The organism is Vibrio algicola (assembly GCF_009601765.2).
Classification (GTDB): Bacteria; Pseudomonadota; Gammaproteobacteria; order Enterobacterales; family Vibrionaceae; genus Vibrio; species Vibrio algicola.
Genome location: NZ_CP045699.1, coordinates 218,464 through 235,674, shown reverse-complemented (window position 1 = coordinate 235,674; position 17,211 = coordinate 218,464). Strand labels below are relative to the sequence as shown.

The following is a 17,211-nucleotide window of genomic DNA, read 5'->3' as shown; positions in this document are numbered from 1 at the left end:
GTTCACCCCACTCACTTAGCGTACTAAGCTCATGGGGCTGAACGATCTTGCCGTCTCACTGCAACTCCAATTACTTTGAGTATATATTCTTAGTGATTTTAAACCGTCATACCCAATAACTCATTAAGAGCAAGTTACCGAATGACAGTAATTGTTGTCTTTATTTTTTCTTCGCTTCATTCAAAGTACGGATACGACTGGCAAGCGAGTACAGACGGATGAAACCGCCAGCATGGCTTTGGTCGTAAACTTCATCATCTCCAAAGGTGGCAAACTCTTCTGAGTACAAGCTGTTATCTGAACGTTTTTGCGTCACGATAGCTTGGCCTTTATACAGTTTAATCACCACTTCACCGTTAACATCTTGTGCCAGCTCTTCGGTTGCTGCCAGTAATGATTTACATAGCGGAGTGAACCAACGACCATCATAGACAAGGTGAGAAGCTTTCACGCCCAACTCTTCGCGGAATTCAAAAGACGCTTTGTCTAATACTAATTGCTCAACCGCACGCAGCGCTTCCATCATAATGGTGCCACCTGGAGTTTCGTAACAGCCACGAGACTTCATGCCAACTAAACGGTTTTCAACGATATCAATACGACCTACGCCATGTTTCACGCCTTTTTCATTTAAGTAAACTAACGCATTGTATGGTGTCATTTTTTCGCCATCAACCGCGACAACTTCCCCTTTCTCAACGATCACAGAAACATATTCTGCTTCATTTGGCGCTTGCTCTGGATCGACGGTCCATGCCCAGCAATCATCATTTGGTGCGTTCCAAGTATTTTCTAAAACGCCGCCTTCGGTTGAGATATGCCATGCGTTGGCATCACGAGAATAGATTTTAGTTAATGAAGCGGTACAAGGAATATTACGCTCGGCAAGGTAGTCTAGACACTCTTCACGGCTGACTAAATCCCACTCACGCCACGGTGCAATCACATGTAGATCAGGGGCTAGCGCGGCAAATGCGCCTTCAAAACGTACTTGGTCATTCCCTTTACCAGTACATCCGTGACATAAGGCATCGGCGCCCACTTTACGCGCTACTTCAACTTGCGCCTTAGCAATGATAGGACGAGCCATTGACGTACCCAGTAGGTATTTACCTTCATACAGCGCGCCAGTTTTAAGAGTTGGGTAAATGTAATCAGCCACCATTTCTTCTTTAAGATCGGCGATATAACATTCTGATGCACCAGAGGCGATGGCTTTTTCTTCGATACCAACCAATTCTTCTTCGCCTTGACCTACATCGGCCACAAACGCCACCACTTCACAGTCGTAGTTTTCTTTTAGCCATGGAATAATCACGGAGGTATCAAGGCCACCTGAATAGGCGACAACCACTTTGTTTACACTTGCTTTATCGACACTTAACTTGCCCATTGTACTTCTCCAAAAATATTAATGTCCTTCCTTGGAATGAGCGGTTTTGTGCCTGACTCTATTCCGTAGAGTATTTCTTTGTATTCTCACCCGATACCAATCAAAAATGACGGGGTAAGTTAAGGGTGAAAACGTGTCCCTATACTAGTTCCTGAAAACAATTGTGTTAATTTTTCAGGTTTTTTCCAACCCGCCACTTCAATGGCGCGTCCTAATTCTTTGGCCGCGTCGAGCGCTGCTTGAACTTTGACTATCATGCCATCTGTGATCACTTTTTGCTCAATTAATTGATCGGCTTGTTTTTGATCCAGTTCGGCGATTAATTGTTTATTGCCATCTAGCACGCCACTTACGTCGGACAACAAAGCCAGTTCGGCATCTAATGCTGTCGCCACCGCAACCGCAGCTTGGTCGGCATTAACATTCATGAGTTGACCTTGGGCAGTAATACCAATTGAACTAATGATCGGCAATGCACCGGTTGTTAAAATCGCACTTAATACTGCAGCACTGCCCGCTTTCGCATCACCGACCGCACCCAGCTGATCGGATACTTGGGTAATTTGACATAAACCGCCATCGGCTAAACTCAAACCAACCGCATTTAATCCCAGCTTGATCGCCTGACCTTGCAGCAGCTTGTTGGCGGTTCCAGCTAATACGCCAGAAATATAATTAATATGCTCAAAGGGCGTAACGCGTAAGCCGTTTATTTTAACCGTCTCTAATTGCAACTTATCCATCAATTCATCAACTAAATAACCGCCACCATGCACGATCACAATTTGGCGCTCGGCTTGTTGTTGATAATCGGCAATCGCTTTAAACAACAAGGCTAAAGTATCAAGATCGGAAAGTACCGCTCCGCCTAATTTTATCACCAAAGGTTTGAGGGTAAGAGCTGGGTTGATTGATTCAGTCATATTAATAATTAGCTCCTAAAGCAATGAGGTTAACATTGGGAAACCATAACGAATATTCAGACATTGCATCGCTTGGCTAGAGGCACCTTTGAGTAGATTATCAATAGCCGATACCACAATCACATGCTGCCCTTGTACTTTCCAACCGATATCGCAAAACGGGGTATTCTCAACATTTTGTAATTTCGGTAAATCTTGTTGTAAACGCACAATCGGCTTGCCTTGATATGCTTGTTCGAACGCCGCAGCGATTTGTTGCTGATTAACCCCATCAGCCAGTTTCATGGTAATGGTGGCCAAAATGCCGCGTTTGAAATTACCTAAATGCGGAGTAAAAATAACCTCACGCCCAAGATGACTAGAAATCTCAGGCTGATGACGGTGAGTAAATACGCCATAAGCTTGCAAACTCACTTCGCAAAAACTATTGGTCATCGTGGCTTTACGACCGGCTCCGGTCACACCGCTGGTGGCATTGATCACCGGCCACTGAGTATCGTCGAGTAAGTTTGATTCAATTAATGGTTTGATCGCCAATTGAGACGCGGTTGGGTAACAACCAGGAACGGCGATTAAATCAGCACCAACAATCGCCGCTTCATTCCATTCCGCCAAACCGTAAACCGCTTTATCTAACCACTTTGAATGAGTGTGCTCAAAACCATAATATTGGGGATAAAAGCCTTCAGACAGAACCCGATAAGCACCGGATAAATCGAGCACCACACAATTATTTTCCAGAAAAGTCGGCGCTAAGTCGTGACTCACTTCATGGGCAGTGGCGAGGAAAACCACATCACATTGCTGAGCCACCTCTTCTACCGAGGTTAAAGGTTGCACCGGCATATCGATAATGCCTTGTAATTTACCGTGTAGCTCGCAAATTGGTTTGCCGGCATCGACACTGTTGGCAGAAACGTATAAACCTGATAGCGTAAGTTCAGGATGTTTGTTCACCATTAACGCGAGCTCAGCTCCGGTATAACCACTTGCACCAACAATTGCCGCTTTTAACATATTAACTTCCGTATTTAATAATGATGAAGCTTAAAATATCGTATTTCTGATTTCGCACATATGACTACACATACAAAATTCTCGTTATTATTTGATTTTTTATTCACAAATAATGATTTAATATGTGTTTTATCGTTTTCTGGCTTTTTTGTCAACCACAAACCAAGTCTATCAATGTAAAGAATTTGTAAGGATAAATAAACTATGCAAATCCCTGACTTCATTCATGTCTATCGTGACCTAATTTCGACGTCATCAATAAGCTCTACAGATCCAACTTGGGATCAAGGTAACGAGAAAGTTATCGAAAAACTGGCGGGATGGTTTAAAGACCTCGATTTTGAGGTGGAAGTGATTGAAGTGGCACCAGGAAAACACAATATGGTGGCCAAAAAAGGTCAAGGCACTGGCGGTTTACTATTATCAGGTCACTCTGACACCGTGCCGTTTGATGAAGGGCAATGGAGCTTTAATCCGCATCAGTTAACCGAATCAAATAATCGTTTTTATGGTTTGGGCACCGCTGATATGAAGGGCTTTTTTGCTTTTATTATTGAAGCGGTAAAGAAAGTCGATTGGAGCAAACAAACTAAACCACTGTATGTTTTGGCAACGTGTGACGAAGAAACCACCATGCTCGGCGCACGTCATTTTACTCAATTATGCCAAGCCGATGATGCGCCGTATCAACCGGATCACTGTATTATTGGCGAGCCCACCAGCTTAAAACCGATCCGAGGCCATAAAGGTCATGTGGCTAATGCGGTGCGTGTAACCGGAAAATCCGGCCACTCTTCTGATCCAGCACTGGGGGTGAACGCAATTGAAATTATGCATGAAGTGTTATTTGCTTTAATGCAACTTCGTGACAAGTTAATCAAAGAATATCACCACCCAGGATTTGCTATTCCAAGCCCAACCTTAAACTTAGGTCATATTCATGGCGGTGACAGTGCGAACCGAATTTGTGGTTGCTGCGAGCTGCATTACGATGTTCGCCCACTGCCGGGGATCAGCTTAGATGGGCTCGACAATATGTTGCGCTCGGCGTTAAAAGAAGTGCAAGCCAAATGGCCAGGACGAGTAGACATCACCCCACTGCATGAAGCAATTCCAGGTTATGAATGCTCACATGACCATCCATTTATTACCGATATGGAGCAGATATGTGAGATGCCTTCCGAAACCGTCAATTACTGTACTGAAGCGCCATTTTTACAAGATGTGTGTCCAACCTTAGTGTTGGGGCCGGGTTCTATTGACCAAGCACACCAACCAGACGAATTTTTAGCCTTTGAGTTTATTGACCCAACCATCAAAGTTTTGTCAAAATCAATTCACCAGTTTTGTTTTTAAGCTTGACGCTAAACATCTAATTTCAATACTTATAATAATATTTTAAGTAATTGACGTTGCAGTGAGGCGGCAAGTAAACGAAGCCCCATGAGCTTAGCTTGTCTAAGTGATTGGGGTGAGAGCGCGTAGCCAACAAAGCTGCAGCTTCAATTACGACAAATATACCACTTAAGGATTAAGTGATTAATGTCTGACCAAGATCAATTGGATGCGTCTTTATTTATTTAAAGCACATAAAAGTTTGACTCAGTGCAAATAAATTCGCTAGATTGGACAGATAACGATAACAACGGATGTAATTTATTTACAAGGTAGTATTAAAAAATGAACGAGAAATATGACGCGTTAAAAAGCAACGTACGCATGCTGGGTGATATCCTAGGTAACACAATTCAAGAAGCACATGGTGATGTTATTCTTGAAAAAGTGGAGACCATTCGTAAACTATCAAAATCCGCTACGGCAGGAAGCCAAGAGCGTGAAGATTTGATAGAAGAGATCAAAAACTTACCCAATGAGCAACTCACTCCGGTTGCACACGCATTCAGCCAATTCCTAAATCTGACCAACATTGCCGAGCAATACCACACCATTTCACGTCATTGTGAAGAGCAAGTGTGCGAACCCGATGCAATTAATACTTTGTTTGGCAAATTAGCCAACAACGACATCAGTAAAGAAGACACCGCGCAAGCAATTAAAGAACTCAACATTGAACTAGTGCTTACCGCGCACCCGACTGAAATTGCCCGTCGCACCATGATCAATAAATTGGTCAAAATCAATCAGTGCTTATCGCAATTAGAACACAGTGATCTTTCTCCTCGCGAACGCCTTAAAACTGAGCGTCGCTTAGAAGGTTTAATTGCTCAATCTTGGCACTCTGATGTGATTCGTCAGCAACGCCCGACGCCATTAGATGAAGCTAAATGGGGCTTTGCCGTGGTGGAAAACTCATTATGGGAAGCCGTCCCTGCCTTCTTGCGTGAGTTTGATGATCGCCTTAAAGGTCACCTTGGTGAAGGCCTTGCTATTGATGCTCGCCCAGTGCATTTTACTAACTGGATGGGCGGCGATCGCGATGGTAACCCGAATGTGACGCACCCTATTACTCAAGAAGTACTGTTACTTTCTCGTTGGAAAGCGGCCGATTTATTCCTAGGTGATATTCAAGAATTAATCACTGAACTGTCTATCGTTCAATGTAACCAACAAGTCCGAGATCTTGCTGGCGATGCACACGAACCTTATCGCGCCATCTTAAAAGGTTTACGCACTTTATTGACCAATACCACCACGGTATTAGATGCCCAAATCAACGGCGAAGATGTGCCTAACCTGCCAATTTTAACCACGGTTGATCAGTTGTGGGATCCGCTTTTAGCCTGTTATCAATCACTACGCGAATGTGGCATGAGCGTGATTGCTGAAGGGACGATTGTTGATACTCTGCGTCGCGTTAAAGCCTTTGGTGTGCATCTTGTTCGTTTGGATATTCGCCAAGAAAGTACTCGTCATTGTGATGCGATCGCAGAAATGACTCAGTTCCTTGAACTTGGTGATTATGCTCAATGGTCTGAAGATGAAAAAGTGGCGTTCTTAATTAAAGAGCTCAGCTCAAAGCGCCCTCTCTTGCCGCGTAACTGGCAACCATCAGCGGAAGTTCAAGAAGTATTAGACACTTGTCGCGTCATGGCGCAGCACCCACGCGAAGCCTTTGGCGCTTATGTTATTTCAATGGCGCGTACTGCATCCGATGTGCTTGCAGTGCATTTACTATTACAAGAATGTGGCTGTAAATTCCGCATGGATGTGTGCCCATTATTCGAAACTTTAGATGATTTAAACCATTCTGAAGTGGTGATGAAGCAGTTGTACTCACTTGAGTGGTATCGTGATTTCATCAACAACCACCAAATGGTGATGATTGGTTATTCTGATTCAGCCAAAGATGCTGGCGTGATGTCAGCCGGTTGGGCGCAATACGATGCAATGGACAAACTGGTTAAAGTTTCAGACGCTGAAGGCATCGAGCTTACCTTGTTCCACGGCCGTGGCGGTACGGTTGGTCGTGGCGGTGCACCTGCCCATGCAGCATTACTGTCTCAGCCACCACGCAGCCTAAAAGGCGGTTTACGCGTCACAGAACAAGGCGAAATGATCCGCTTTAAACTGGGCTTACCGGATGTTGCAGTCAACAGCTTCAACTTATATGCCAGTGCGATTTTAGAAGCGAATTTACTTCCGCCTCCAGAGCCGAAAAAAGAATGGCGCGATCTGATGGATGTTTTATCTGAAGTCTCGTGTGAAGCTTACCGTGGCATAGTGCAAGGCGAACCCGATTTCGTGCCTTACTTCCGCGCGGCAACTCCAGAGCAAGAACTTGGCAAACTGCCATTAGGATCTCGCCCGGCTAAGCGTAATCCTCAAGGTGGGGTCGAAAGTTTGCGTGCTATTCCTTGGATTTTCTCATGGAGCCAAAACCGCTTAGTGCTACCTGCTTGGCTTGGCGCCGGTGAAGCGATCCAGTATTCGATCGATAAAGGTCATCAAGCGATGCTGGAAGAAATGTGTCGTGAGTGGCCGTTCTTCTCAACTCGTTTAGGCATGCTAGAAATGGTGTACTCGAAGTGTAATATCGAGGTATCGCGTTACTACGATCAGCGCCTAACCGATGAGTCATTATGGCCATTAGGTGAGCGTCTACGCACCCAATTGCAAAAAGATATCGTCACAGTTCTTAACGTGGAAAACAACGAAAATTTAATGCAAAACGACCCATGGGGGCTAGAATCCATTCGCCTACGCAACACGTATGTTGAACCACTCAACATGCTGCAAGCCGAGCTGTTGTACCGTACTCGTCAAACAGACAACCCATCGCCTGAACTAGAAGAAGCGTTGATGTTGACTATCGCCGGTATCGCGGCGGGTATGCGTAACACCGGATAATCGCAAGTCATGACTAAAATCAAAGCCGCACTCGTTGCGGCTTTTTTGTGGTTCTCGCTTTTTTTCTGTTAGTTTCACAACTCAAGCAAGACGCCATATCGAAGCCTACGCAATTAGAGTATGATTTGCTGAGCTAATCGATTGGAACATTCTATGTCTTTACCGCACGTCATTTTAACTATCTTGAGCCAAAAAGAAGCCACAGGATACGATATAACCAAAGCCTTCTCGCAACAGGCCGGACAATACTGGAAAGCCAGTCATCAACAGGTGTATCGAGAGCTCAGTAAAATGCTGGCCAAGGAATGGGTGACTTGTGAAGAATTATTGCAAGTCGGTAAGCCAGATAAAAAAGTGTACGCCATCACCCCTTATGGCAGTAAAGCATTAGAAATGTGGTTTGAACTGCCAATGTCACACACCGAATTACGCGATGAATTCAGTGCCAAGCTAATGGCCTGCACGGTACAATCCCCGCAACCATTAATAGAGCAACTCGAGCGTTTGATCCCCGAAAACGAAGCGCTGCTCCTCCATTATCAACAACTCGACGCCCGCTACTCGCTACAATCCACATTATCGGCTTCATTGCGTTTAGAACGCCTCACCGTGCGCCGCAACCTGATTGAACGCCAATCATGGCTAACATGGGCGATAGATGTGAAGCAGGAATTAGAGTCGATATTGACTAAAAGATTGGCGTAATTCTTAGCGAAAGGCTTGCTTGGGGAAAAGTACGTTTAATTTAAATTCGATCTAATATTAAAGCGATATCGAGTCATTCTTAAGCGACTGCAAGTACAAATTATAGGCGTTATAGTAAATATGCCCTCACTGTACTACAATGAATACAGAGTAATACAATAGGAAATCACTATGCCGTCTATGTCTGTTAGGATCCCTGAAGAAGTAGAAAAGAAATTAGCCATTCTTGCTAAATCAACAGGGCGAACCAAATCGTGGATAACAAATCAAGCGATTCAAAGTTATTTAGATCGTGAACTTTGGCAGGTCAATGAAATCAAAAAAGCCATTAGCGAAGCTGACTCCGGACAATTCTCTACTGATAGTGAAGTGAAAAAGGTTTTCTCTAAGTGGGGCGTGGATGCAGGTTAAATGGCTAAAAAATGCATTACTAAACCTAGAACATTACGCGGATTACTTAAACGAACATAATCCTCAAGCTGCAAGACATTTTGTTAAAGAAATACACGATTTAACCGAGCTCCTCAAAGATAATCCATCAATGGGACGAGCAGGAAGAATATTTGGCACTAGAGAGCTTATTTTACAGAAATTTCCTTACCTAATACCTTATCGAGTAAAAGATAATTGCATTGAAATATTGCGAGTATTCCCTACCAATATGTCTCAACCGGACTTTTCGTAAATATCAAATTCAAGCGTAAAAAAGACAGCTAGAAGCGGCTTTAAATCAATGCAGCTCAGAGGTGACTGTATTTTCGCGAAGAGACAATATCCTAACAAGCCATTGGGACTGTAACCCGCCAACTCTGCCTAAATTTTGCTTGGTGGAAAGACTCGTTTTGATGCACCAATCATGGATGATTGGTGCGGCTTCTTTCGCACATGGATGTGCGGTTGAAGCCGATATCAAAGAAGAGTGTTGTAGCCAAGAGTGACAAAATTTCTAGCAGCGGCCTTTTTGCCACCTTTTTGGGCTGTTGAAAAAAGGTTGGTCGCCGAAGGCTGTGCGATGAGCTCACCCCCAACATCAAAACCCAAAAAAGGCCTACCTTTCGATAAGCCCTTTATAACCTAAATTCACACAATAATTCAAAGACTAAGGACGAACCCCTAGCGTATGACACAACGCATAGGTCATTTCAGAACGGTTTAGCGTATAGAAATGGAAGTCTTTGACTCCTTCACGACTTAGGGTTCGCACCATATCAATCGCTTGACTGGCACCGACCATTTGACGTGTGACGGGATCATCATCCAAGCCTTCGTATTGTTTTGCCATCCAGCTTGGAATACGCACATTGGTCATGTCGGCAAAACGTTTGGCTTGTTTGTAGTTTGAAACGGGCAAAATGCCTGGGATGATTTCAACATCAATGCCGGCAGTTACGCAGCGGTCGCGAAAGCGTAAGTAGCTTTCCACATCGAAGAAGAATTGGGTAATGGCGCGGTTCGCTCCGGCATCGACTTTGCGTTTAAGGTTGATCAAGTCCGCTTGAGCATTTTTAGCTTCTGGATGTACTTCTGGGTAAGCGGCAACCGAAATATCAAAATCTGCCACCCCTTTTAGTAATTCAACTAAGTCAGAAGCATACATGTCTGGCTTGCCACCCGATTGCGGTAAATCGCCACGCAGCGCCACGATATCGCGAATACCGTTGTTCCAGTAGTCTTTAGCTATGGTTTTTAATTCATCGCGGCTAGCATCGATACAGGTTAAATGCGGCGCGGCAATCAGACCGGTTTGATCTTTGATTTCTTTAATGATGGAGTGGGTACGATCACGCTCGCCAGAGTTGGCACCGTAAGTCACTGAAACAAACTTAGGTTGTAGCGTTTTTAGGCGATGGATAGAACTCCAAAGTGTTTCTTCCATTTTTTCACTGCTTGGCGGAAAAAACTCAAAAGAAACGTTAATCTTGCCTGCCAGATCGGCAACGTTGTGATTAAGTGCGTCAATATGACCTGCGTGTGAATAGCTCATTTCTTTATTCTCCCTGTGGCGGAGCCACTTATAAATCAACAGCGGCAAGGCCACTTATAAACTAACTGCGGAAAATTCCCTTCCACAACGAACATATACCAATGCCAGAAAATATCGCGTAACTCGTATTATCGTCAAACAAAAACAAGATTCCGTATCTTCTTCGCTTAGGCTCATGTACGGAATGACGTCGAGTGCTAAGTGATTGGTATTTATTAAAATAAATATTATACACAACTTAAATATCGCAACAAATTTTGCATTTAGCCGTCTATATGTCTAAAGAATGTCTTGAATAGGATCTAATGTCAACGATCTGAACATGAATTTTTTTCATATTGCGAGTGAGTAGATTTCAAATCATAAAAAATGCCACTTATCCTGCGCGATCTTTCTGGTTGAAAGAGCAAAAGATAAGTGGCATTTGAAACATTTAACTTACGTCGCTACTAGGAATTCAATCGAATAGCCCTTACAACAAAATCGACAGTCGATTCAAATCCGATTGCAATGCACCTGCTGTCACCATTTTTCCAGCACCTGGGCCACGAATAACCAACGGATTTTCTTTATACCAATGGCTTTCTATTGCAAAGATATTGTCACATGGCAATAAGTTCGCCAGCGCATGTTCAGGATTTAATGCCTCAACACCAACCGTCGCTTTGCCATCTCGATTTAAACGCGCCACATAACGCAGCACCTTTCCATCCGCTTGGGCTTTTTCCAAACGTTCGGTTAAACGCTCATTAAGCAATGCGCCGTAATCGAAAAAATCATCGGTTGAAAGATGTTGCAACTCTTGCGGCACCAAAGACTCAACTTTGACATCTTCAGGTTCAATGGTAAATCCAGCTTCGCGGGCAAGGATCACTAATTTACGCATCACATCAGAACCATCTAAATCTGAGCGAGGATCCGGTTCGGTTAACCCTTGTTGCCACGCCAAATCAACTAAATCACTAAACGGAATTGAGCCATCAAATTGCTGGAACAACCAAGATAATGTACCGGAAAAAATGCCCGAAATAGCGGTAATTTCATCACCACTATCACGCAGATCATGAATGGCATAGTTGACTGGCAAACCTGCCCCCACGGTGGCGTTATACAACCAATGACGTCCGGTTTTTTGGAACGCATCTTTGATGGCATGATAACGAACCGAGCTTGATGCACCGGCGATTTTATTGGCGCAAATCAGGTGCATACCTTGTTCGGCAATTCGTTCATATTGATCGGCTAACAAAGCGCTGGCAGTGACATCCATCACCACCACTTCATCGTAGCGTGTTTGGTGGGCCAGCGTGTCTAACCAAGTGCCACCATCATTACTGATACTCTCATCTTCAAATTGAGCCAGTGCATCTTTTGGGGTAATGCCATTGAGATCGAGCCAGTAGGTTTGACTATCAACCACTGCTACTAAATCAAAACTCATGCCGCTGCGTTTTTCTAATTCCGCTTGTTGGCTTTCAAATAGAGCCAACCAACTAGAGCCAATATTACCTTTACCACACAATGCAATCGCGACACGTTTTTGTGCTTGGAACAGTTGAGAATGCACACCAGCAACAATACTTGCGACATCTGTGCGACGTAAAATGGCAACTAAACTCAAGCCTGAATCTGCGGCAGAGACGAACTCCACAGGGGCATCTTTTAATTGTTGATAGAAGCCATAACAATGATTGGCATTACTGGTCACGCCAGCGCCAACAGCAGCCACCATTGAGTAGCCTTCTTTTAGCTTAATTTCTGCGCCAACCGCGATATCTTGCAAGTAACTTAACGCATCTCCGGCAATTTCTTGCGTATACGCCAGCAGCAAGCAACCTTGATCAGGCTGTGATTCCATTGCTAAGGGTTGTAATTGTGCGCGAGCTAATGAACGCATCACATCTAACTGCAAACGTTCAAAATCATGTCCTGCGCCAAAATGAATTTGCACCATTAATACTTCTTCAATCGAAGTGATAATTTTGGCACCACGACCAGAAGCTAATACACGCTCAATTCGAGTTGAGCCACATTCTGGTTGGTAACTGCAACGCAGGCTTAAATCCATCGCGCTTTGTGCTACCGGTTGCAGTGTTCGGCTATGCAGTACTGGCGCAGCAAGACGAGCAAGCTCACTGGCTTCATCTAGACGCAGCAAAGGCAATAAACACGCATCAGAGACTTTACGCGGGTCGGCGCTAAACACACCTGCGACATCACTCCAAATGGTCACGCGTGTCACTTCGGCTAGTACGCCAATCACAGTGGCTGAATAATCGGAACCATTACGCCCTAATAACACAGTTTCACCCGCATCGTTACGCGCCATAAAGCCGGTGATCACGATACGAATTTTTCCGTGCTGCGCTAGGCGCTCTTTAAGCAAAGGTAACGAGCGAGCGCGATCGACTTCTGGTTGAGCACCACGTTCTGCGCGTAAGAAGCGACGAGAATCCAATTGCACCGCTTCCATATCTAAATGACATAGCAAGGCACTTAATAGACGCGAAGACCACACCTCACCATGACCGAGAGCATCACAGCGCTCAACAACATTAACTGGCGCGGTGATCTCACTTAATTCTAAGAACTCATGATGCAATAAATCCAATAACGGTTGTGCGGCTTCTGCCGGTAATAATGACTCAACCAGATCCACTTGAAATTGACGTAACTGTTGTAGAATTTCGTGGGCAATTCGACCATCTTTTTCCAATGCTGCTAACCAATCAATCAATCGATTGGTGGTACTGCCCGCCGCTGATACAACAATTAAATCCGATTGATTGGAGTATTCGCGCAAAATATTTGCCACGCGTTTATAACATTCGGGATTAGCTAAACTGCTGCCTCCAAATTTGTGTAATTGACGAGCCGTGCTCATTTACGCTACCTCTTGTGCTTTTTTAAATGCTTGCTCTAAATCGGTGATCAAGTCTTGGCTATCTTCTAAGCCGACCGATACACGGAGCAAGGTTTGTGCAATACCTGCTTGTTGTTGCGCTTCATCTGACATGGCGCGATGTGTCATCGAAGCAGGATGACAAATTAGACTTTCCACTCCCCCTAGCGATTCCGCTAACGAGAATAATTGGAGCTGACCAACAAAAACCTTCAATTGTTCCATACTGCCGTTCAGTTCAAAGCTAAGCATAGAACCAAAACCAGTTTGTTGTGCTTTGGCGATCTCATGGCCCGGATGTTGTGGCAAGCTTGGGTGATAAACAGTGCCTACTAATGCTTGGGTTTGTAAAAATGCTAATAATGCTTGGGCGCTTTCTTCATGGACTCGCATCCGTGCTGGAAGCGTTCTTAAACCACGCAAGGTCATATAACTATCAAACGGCGTCCCTGTGGCACCAATGCAGTTGCCCCACCATGAAAGCGTTTCGACATGGTCAGGATCTTTTGCAATGATCACGCCGCCAATCACATCAGAATGACCGTTAATGTATTTGGTGGTGGAATGCACCACAAAATCTGCGCCTAATGTAATCGGCTTTTGGTACACCGGTGTCATAAAGGTGTTATCAACGGCCACTAATGCACCGACTTGCTTGGCTTTTTGACAGGCTAACGCGATATCGACCACGCGAACCAAAGGGTTAGATGGAGTTTCAAGTAAAATCAGCTTAGGCTTTTTGGCGATGGCTGCATCAAATTCAGCTTGATTGGATTGATCGACAAACTGAACTTTAAAGTCACCTTTTTGCGCGCGCGTATTAAATAAACGATAAGTACCACCGTAACAATCATGCGGCGCAATAATTAAATCATCAGGGCTTAAGAAAGCCGACACCCATAAATTTAGAGCCGAAGTACCACAATTGGTGATCACCGCGCCTGCACCTGACTCTAATTCTGACAATGCTTGTTCAAGTAGTCCGCGGTTAGGGTTGCCCGAGCGGGTATAGTCGTATTGCGGCACTTCACCAAAGGCAGGAAAGCCGTAGTTGGTAGAAAGATAAATCGGTGGCACGACCGCGTGATATTGAGAATCCGATTCAATACCGGTACGCACAGCAACAGTAGCAGGCTTTCTTGAACTCATGGTGTCTTCCTTTTCCATTTGCGCTTTGTTTTCTTTGAAAATAGATTGATTTAAAGAGTTAAAACCGCAATCACGAATCAATTGTTTGACAGAAATTCAATCTTACCGTTTTTTTAGGCAGTATTGTGCTTTCTCTCGTTCTTTTCTGCTACTTTATCGCTACCAAATCAAGACGTCAACACTTCTGGACGTCTAAACGTCTTTACTTGTGGCAGTCAATGCCGCTAGAATCGCACCCTGACAATTAATAATACCAATCAAAGTAATGAGATGATCAGATATTTACCTTGATTGATATAACAACAATAAACAGCGAAGGTACATGATGGCCGATTGGAATGGTGACTACATTAGCCCGTATGCGGAACATGGGAAAAAAAGTGAACAAGTTAAAAAAATCACAGTTTCTATTCCGCTCAAAGTATTAAAAATACTGACAGATGAGAGAACTCGTCGCCAAGTCAATAACCTGCGCCATGCCACTAATAGTGAATTGTTGTGTGAAGCATTTTTGCATGCTTATACCGGTCAGCCTCTGCCAACCGATGAAGACTTACGAAAAGATCGCCCTGATGATCTGCCAGCAGAAGTGAAAAAACTGATGACCGAAATGGGCATCGAATTCGAAGCTTTTGATGATTAACAACCGATTCTCATTTTAGTCATTAATCACTAAAAATTGATGACTAGGGGCTGTTAATCTTTCGTGGTTGTTTTTGCTGCGAATTGTTGGGTTTTTATACAAGGAAGAGGCTTTGTGGTGTAGCTGGCTACACGAAAAGCCGATGACGAAGTAGAAAAGACCAACAAACGCAGCCCGAAGGGTTCGGCTAAAAGCCTTTTACTCTTCGTTAAGTCTCATTTACTTAGAATAACTAGGCTTCAATCGACTTGCCTCGATTAAAAGGCTTTTATCTCGAACAAAATTTAATCACGAAAGATCAACAGCCCCTAGAAACGAACAAAAAAAGCCCGATCAAATTAGATTTGATCGGGCTTTTTTTGTTCAACTTTCTTCAATTAGAAAGGACTTATACCAATTCCATAAATTTAATGATCATTCAAAATTGAGTACAGAGAAAAGTATCAAAAGCCATGGGTGCCTTGTCTTAAGCGATCAAGGACGGATCAGCGTCTTTTCGGCGTATTCAAATTGATCAAATATAAAATGGAATTGGTATTAAAATTTATTTGTACTGCTCAGGTAACGCAATACGCGCCACACCAGACTTCACCGCCGCGCGAGCGACAGCGCCAGCAACGCGTGGTAATAAACGTGGATCCATTGGTTTTGGAATAATGTACTCCGAGCCAAAGCTTAATGATTCAACCCCTGCAGCAGCTAACACTTCCGCTGGCACTTCTTCTTTAGCCAACTGACGAATCGCCTCTACCGCAGCCAATTTCATTTCAGTGTTAATTTCACTGGCACGAACGTCCAACGCACCACGGAAAATGAATGGGAAACAAATCACGTTGTTAACTTGGTTTGGGTAATCACTGCGTCCGGTCCCCATGATCAAATCATTACGTACTTTGGCAGCAATTTCTGGTTTGATTTCAGGATCTGGGTTTGAACAAGCAAATACCACCGGTTTGTCTGCCATTAATGCCAAAGCTTCAGGTGGCAGTAAGTTTGGACCTGATACCCCTAAGAATAAATCTGCCCCTGTAATCACATCTTCAAGGGTGCGCATGTCGGTGTTATTGGCGAACAATTGCTTGTATTCATTAAGATCGTCACGACGTGTATGGATCACACCTTTACGGTCAAGCATGTAGATTTTTTCGCGCAATGCGCCACATTTGATCAATAGTTCCATACAAGCGACTGCCGCTGCGCCCGCGCCTAAACAAACAATTTTACACTCGTGCAGTTTCTTACCTTGCAGTTCAATCGCATTCAACATGCCGGCAGCGGTGACAATCGCAGTACCGTGCTGGTCATCATGGAATACTGGAATATCACAACGCTCAATCAATTGACGTTCAATTTCAAAGCAATCTGGTGCTTTGATATCTTCTAAGTTGATACCACCAAAGGTGTCAGCAATGTTCGCTACGGTGTCGATAAATTCTTCGATGGTGCGGTGTTTTACTTCAATATCGATCGAATCTAAACCAGCAAAGCGTTTGAACAATAAAGATTTACCTTCCATCACTGGCTTTGACGCCAATGGACCTAAATTACCTAAACCTAAGATCGCGGTACCATTTGAGATCACAGCAACCATATTACCTTTACCGGTATATTTGTAAGCATTATCAGGGTTCAGCGCAATTTCGCGCACCGGCTCTGCCACGCCTGGGCTATAGGCTAAAGCAAGATCTTCCGCCGAATCGGCAGGTTTCGTCAGCGCAATAGCAATTTTACCGGCGATCGGTTGGGCATGATAATCCAAAGCTTGTTGGCGGAAATCTTTGGTCTTTTGAGTATCGGACATAATTTAGGTGTTCCTAAGAAGATGAGGCAGGAATGGCGATAATAATGGATTGCACGGTCGGGATCTACTGTCGCTATTTTATTTTAGACAAGAAAAAAGAGATGCATTTGCATGCATCCCTTTGAAATTTGTCTCTGAGTCTAAAAATTTTAGGCTGAGATTATTTGCTGCTAAGAGCACCAAAACGCTTGTTGAAGCGATCAACACGGCCGCCAGTATCAACGATACGTTGCTTACCAGTGTAGAACGGGTGACATTTGTCACATACGTCTAAGTGGATGCTGTCTTTAGCTAGAGTTGAGCTGAATTCGAAAGCGTTACCGCAAGAACAAGTTGCAGCAACTGTTTTGTATTCTGGGTGGATTCCAGTTTTCATAGGACAAACC

The 17,211-nt window shown here is 44.1% G+C and carries 14 protein-coding genes; 6 read left to right on the top strand and 8 right to left on the bottom strand.

Annotated elements, in window-relative coordinates; all coding sequences use genetic code 11:
* Positions 1-160 precede the first annotated feature (160 nt).
* From GFB47_RS01060 to argC, 3 genes are all read right to left on the bottom strand, one after another.
* Positions 161-1,393, bottom strand: coding sequence for an argininosuccinate synthase (locus tag GFB47_RS01060; RefSeq protein ID WP_153445861.1), 1,233 nt, complete (start codon positions 1,391-1,393; stop codon positions 161-163).
* 119 nt (positions 1,394-1,512) lie between these two features.
* A complete protein-coding gene (argB, locus tag GFB47_RS01055; protein ID WP_153445859.1) occupies positions 1,513-2,316 on the bottom strand; it encodes an acetylglutamate kinase in 804 nt (267 codons plus the stop codon).
* Positions 2,317-2,331: 15 nt separating this feature from the next.
* Positions 2,332-3,333, bottom strand: a complete 1,002-nt coding sequence (gene argC / locus GFB47_RS01050) for an N-acetyl-gamma-glutamyl-phosphate reductase (protein WP_153445857.1) — start codon at positions 3,331-3,333, stop codon at positions 2,332-2,334.
* Between the two features lie 204 nt (positions 3,334-3,537).
* Here argC and argE point away from each other — a divergent pair, with 204 nt between their 5' ends.
* From argE to GFB47_RS01025, 5 genes are all read left to right on the top strand, one after another.
* The gene (gene argE, locus GFB47_RS01045; RefSeq protein ID WP_153445855.1) at positions 3,538-4,689 is read left to right on the top strand and encodes an acetylornithine deacetylase; all 1,152 of its coding nucleotides are present in this window, start codon (positions 3,538-3,540) and stop codon (positions 4,687-4,689) included.
* Between the two features lie 324 nt (positions 4,690-5,013).
* On the top strand, positions 5,014-7,641 hold the full coding sequence (gene ppc, locus GFB47_RS01040) for a phosphoenolpyruvate carboxylase (protein WP_153445854.1): 2,628 nt from the start codon (positions 5,014-5,016) through the stop codon (positions 7,639-7,641).
* Positions 7,642-7,794: 153 nt separating this feature from the next.
* Entirely contained in the window at positions 7,795-8,346 is a 552-nt protein-coding gene (locus GFB47_RS01035; RefSeq protein ID WP_153445852.1) for a PadR family transcriptional regulator, read from the top strand.
* A gap of 171 nt (positions 8,347-8,517) precedes the next feature.
* Positions 8,518-8,757 carry a CopG family ribbon-helix-helix protein gene (locus tag GFB47_RS01030; RefSeq protein ID WP_153445850.1) on the top strand — a complete coding sequence of 80 codons (240 nt, stop codon included), beginning with the start codon at positions 8,518-8,520 and terminating at the stop codon, positions 8,755-8,757.
* Positions 8,747-9,031: a type II toxin-antitoxin system RelE/ParE family toxin gene (locus tag GFB47_RS01025; RefSeq protein ID WP_153445848.1), complete on the top strand. Its 285-nt coding sequence runs from the start codon at positions 8,747-8,749 to the stop codon at positions 9,029-9,031. The genes GFB47_RS01030 and GFB47_RS01025 overlap by 11 nt, the downstream gene beginning before the upstream one ends.
* A gap of 414 nt (positions 9,032-9,445) precedes the next feature.
* Here GFB47_RS01025 and metF read toward each other — a convergent pair whose 3' ends face one another.
* The 3 genes from metF to GFB47_RS01010 all read right to left on the bottom strand — a co-directional run bounded on the left by metF (position 9,446) and on the right by GFB47_RS01010 (position 14,381).
* Positions 9,446-10,330 carry a methylenetetrahydrofolate reductase gene (gene metF / locus GFB47_RS01020; protein ID WP_153445847.1) on the bottom strand — a complete coding sequence of 295 codons (885 nt, stop codon included), beginning with the start codon at positions 10,328-10,330 and terminating at the stop codon, positions 9,446-9,448.
* Between the two features lie 472 nt (positions 10,331-10,802).
* Positions 10,803-13,214, bottom strand: a complete 2,412-nt coding sequence (locus tag GFB47_RS01015; RefSeq protein ID WP_153445845.1) for a bifunctional aspartate kinase/homoserine dehydrogenase II — start codon at positions 13,212-13,214, stop codon at positions 10,803-10,805.
* Complete coding sequence (locus GFB47_RS01010; protein ID WP_153445843.1) at positions 13,215-14,381, bottom strand: O-succinylhomoserine (thiol)-lyase; 1,167 nt, start codon at positions 14,379-14,381, stop codon at positions 13,215-13,217. It abuts the gene before it with no gap.
* A 325-nt stretch (positions 14,382-14,706) separates the two neighbouring features.
* Here GFB47_RS01010 and metJ point away from each other — a divergent pair, with 325 nt between their 5' ends.
* Positions 14,707-15,024 (top strand): met regulon transcriptional regulator MetJ, encoded by a 318-nt coding sequence (metJ, locus tag GFB47_RS01005; RefSeq protein ID WP_153448095.1) that lies wholly within the window; start codon positions 14,707-14,709, stop codon positions 15,022-15,024.
* A 544-nt stretch (positions 15,025-15,568) separates the two neighbouring features.
* On the opposite strand, the gene GFB47_RS01000 is transcribed toward metJ, so the two are convergent.
* Positions 15,569-16,825 carry a malic enzyme-like NAD(P)-binding protein gene (locus GFB47_RS01000; RefSeq protein ID WP_153445841.1) on the bottom strand — a complete coding sequence of 419 codons (1,257 nt, stop codon included), beginning with the start codon at positions 16,823-16,825 and terminating at the stop codon, positions 15,569-15,571.
* Between the two features lie 160 nt (positions 16,826-16,985).
* Positions 16,986-17,201, bottom strand: coding sequence for a 50S ribosomal protein L31 (rpmE, locus tag GFB47_RS00995; protein WP_153445839.1), 216 nt, complete (start codon positions 17,199-17,201; stop codon positions 16,986-16,988).
* Positions 17,202-17,211: the final 10 nt, after the last annotated feature.

Coding starts and splice junctions, on each gene's coding strand:
- GFB47_RS01060 (WP_153445861.1), bottom strand. CDS start 1,393: ATGGGCAAGTTAAGTGTCGATAAAGCAAGTGTAAACAAAGTGGTTGTC.
- argB (WP_153445859.1), bottom strand. CDS start 2,316: ATGACTGAATCAATCAACCCAGCTCTTACCCTCAAACCTTTGGTGATA.
- argC (WP_153445857.1), bottom strand. CDS start 3,333: ATGTTAAAAGCGGCAATTGTTGGTGCAAGTGGTTATACCGGAGCTGAG.
- argE (WP_153445855.1), top strand. CDS start 3,538: ATGCAAATCCCTGACTTCATTCATGTCTATCGTGACCTAATTTCGACG.
- ppc (WP_153445854.1), top strand. CDS start 5,014: ATGAACGAGAAATATGACGCGTTAAAAAGCAACGTACGCATGCTGGGT.
- GFB47_RS01035 (WP_153445852.1), top strand. CDS start 7,795: ATGTCTTTACCGCACGTCATTTTAACTATCTTGAGCCAAAAAGAAGCC.
- GFB47_RS01030 (WP_153445850.1), top strand. CDS start 8,518: ATGCCGTCTATGTCTGTTAGGATCCCTGAAGAAGTAGAAAAGAAATTA.
- GFB47_RS01025 (WP_153445848.1), top strand. CDS start 8,747: ATGCAGGTTAAATGGCTAAAAAATGCATTACTAAACCTAGAACATTAC.
- metF (WP_153445847.1), bottom strand. CDS start 10,330: ATGAGCTATTCACACGCAGGTCATATTGACGCACTTAATCACAACGTT.
- GFB47_RS01015 (WP_153445845.1), bottom strand. CDS start 13,214: ATGAGCACGGCTCGTCAATTACACAAATTTGGAGGCAGCAGTTTAGCT.
- GFB47_RS01010 (WP_153445843.1), bottom strand. CDS start 14,381: ATGAGTTCAAGAAAGCCTGCTACTGTTGCTGTGCGTACCGGTATTGAA.
- metJ (WP_153448095.1), top strand. CDS start 14,707: ATGGCCGATTGGAATGGTGACTACATTAGCCCGTATGCGGAACATGGG.
- GFB47_RS01000 (WP_153445841.1), bottom strand. CDS start 16,825: ATGTCCGATACTCAAAAGACCAAAGATTTCCGCCAACAAGCTTTGGAT.
- rpmE (WP_153445839.1), bottom strand. CDS start 17,201: ATGAAAACTGGAATCCACCCAGAATACAAAACAGTTGCTGCAACTTGT.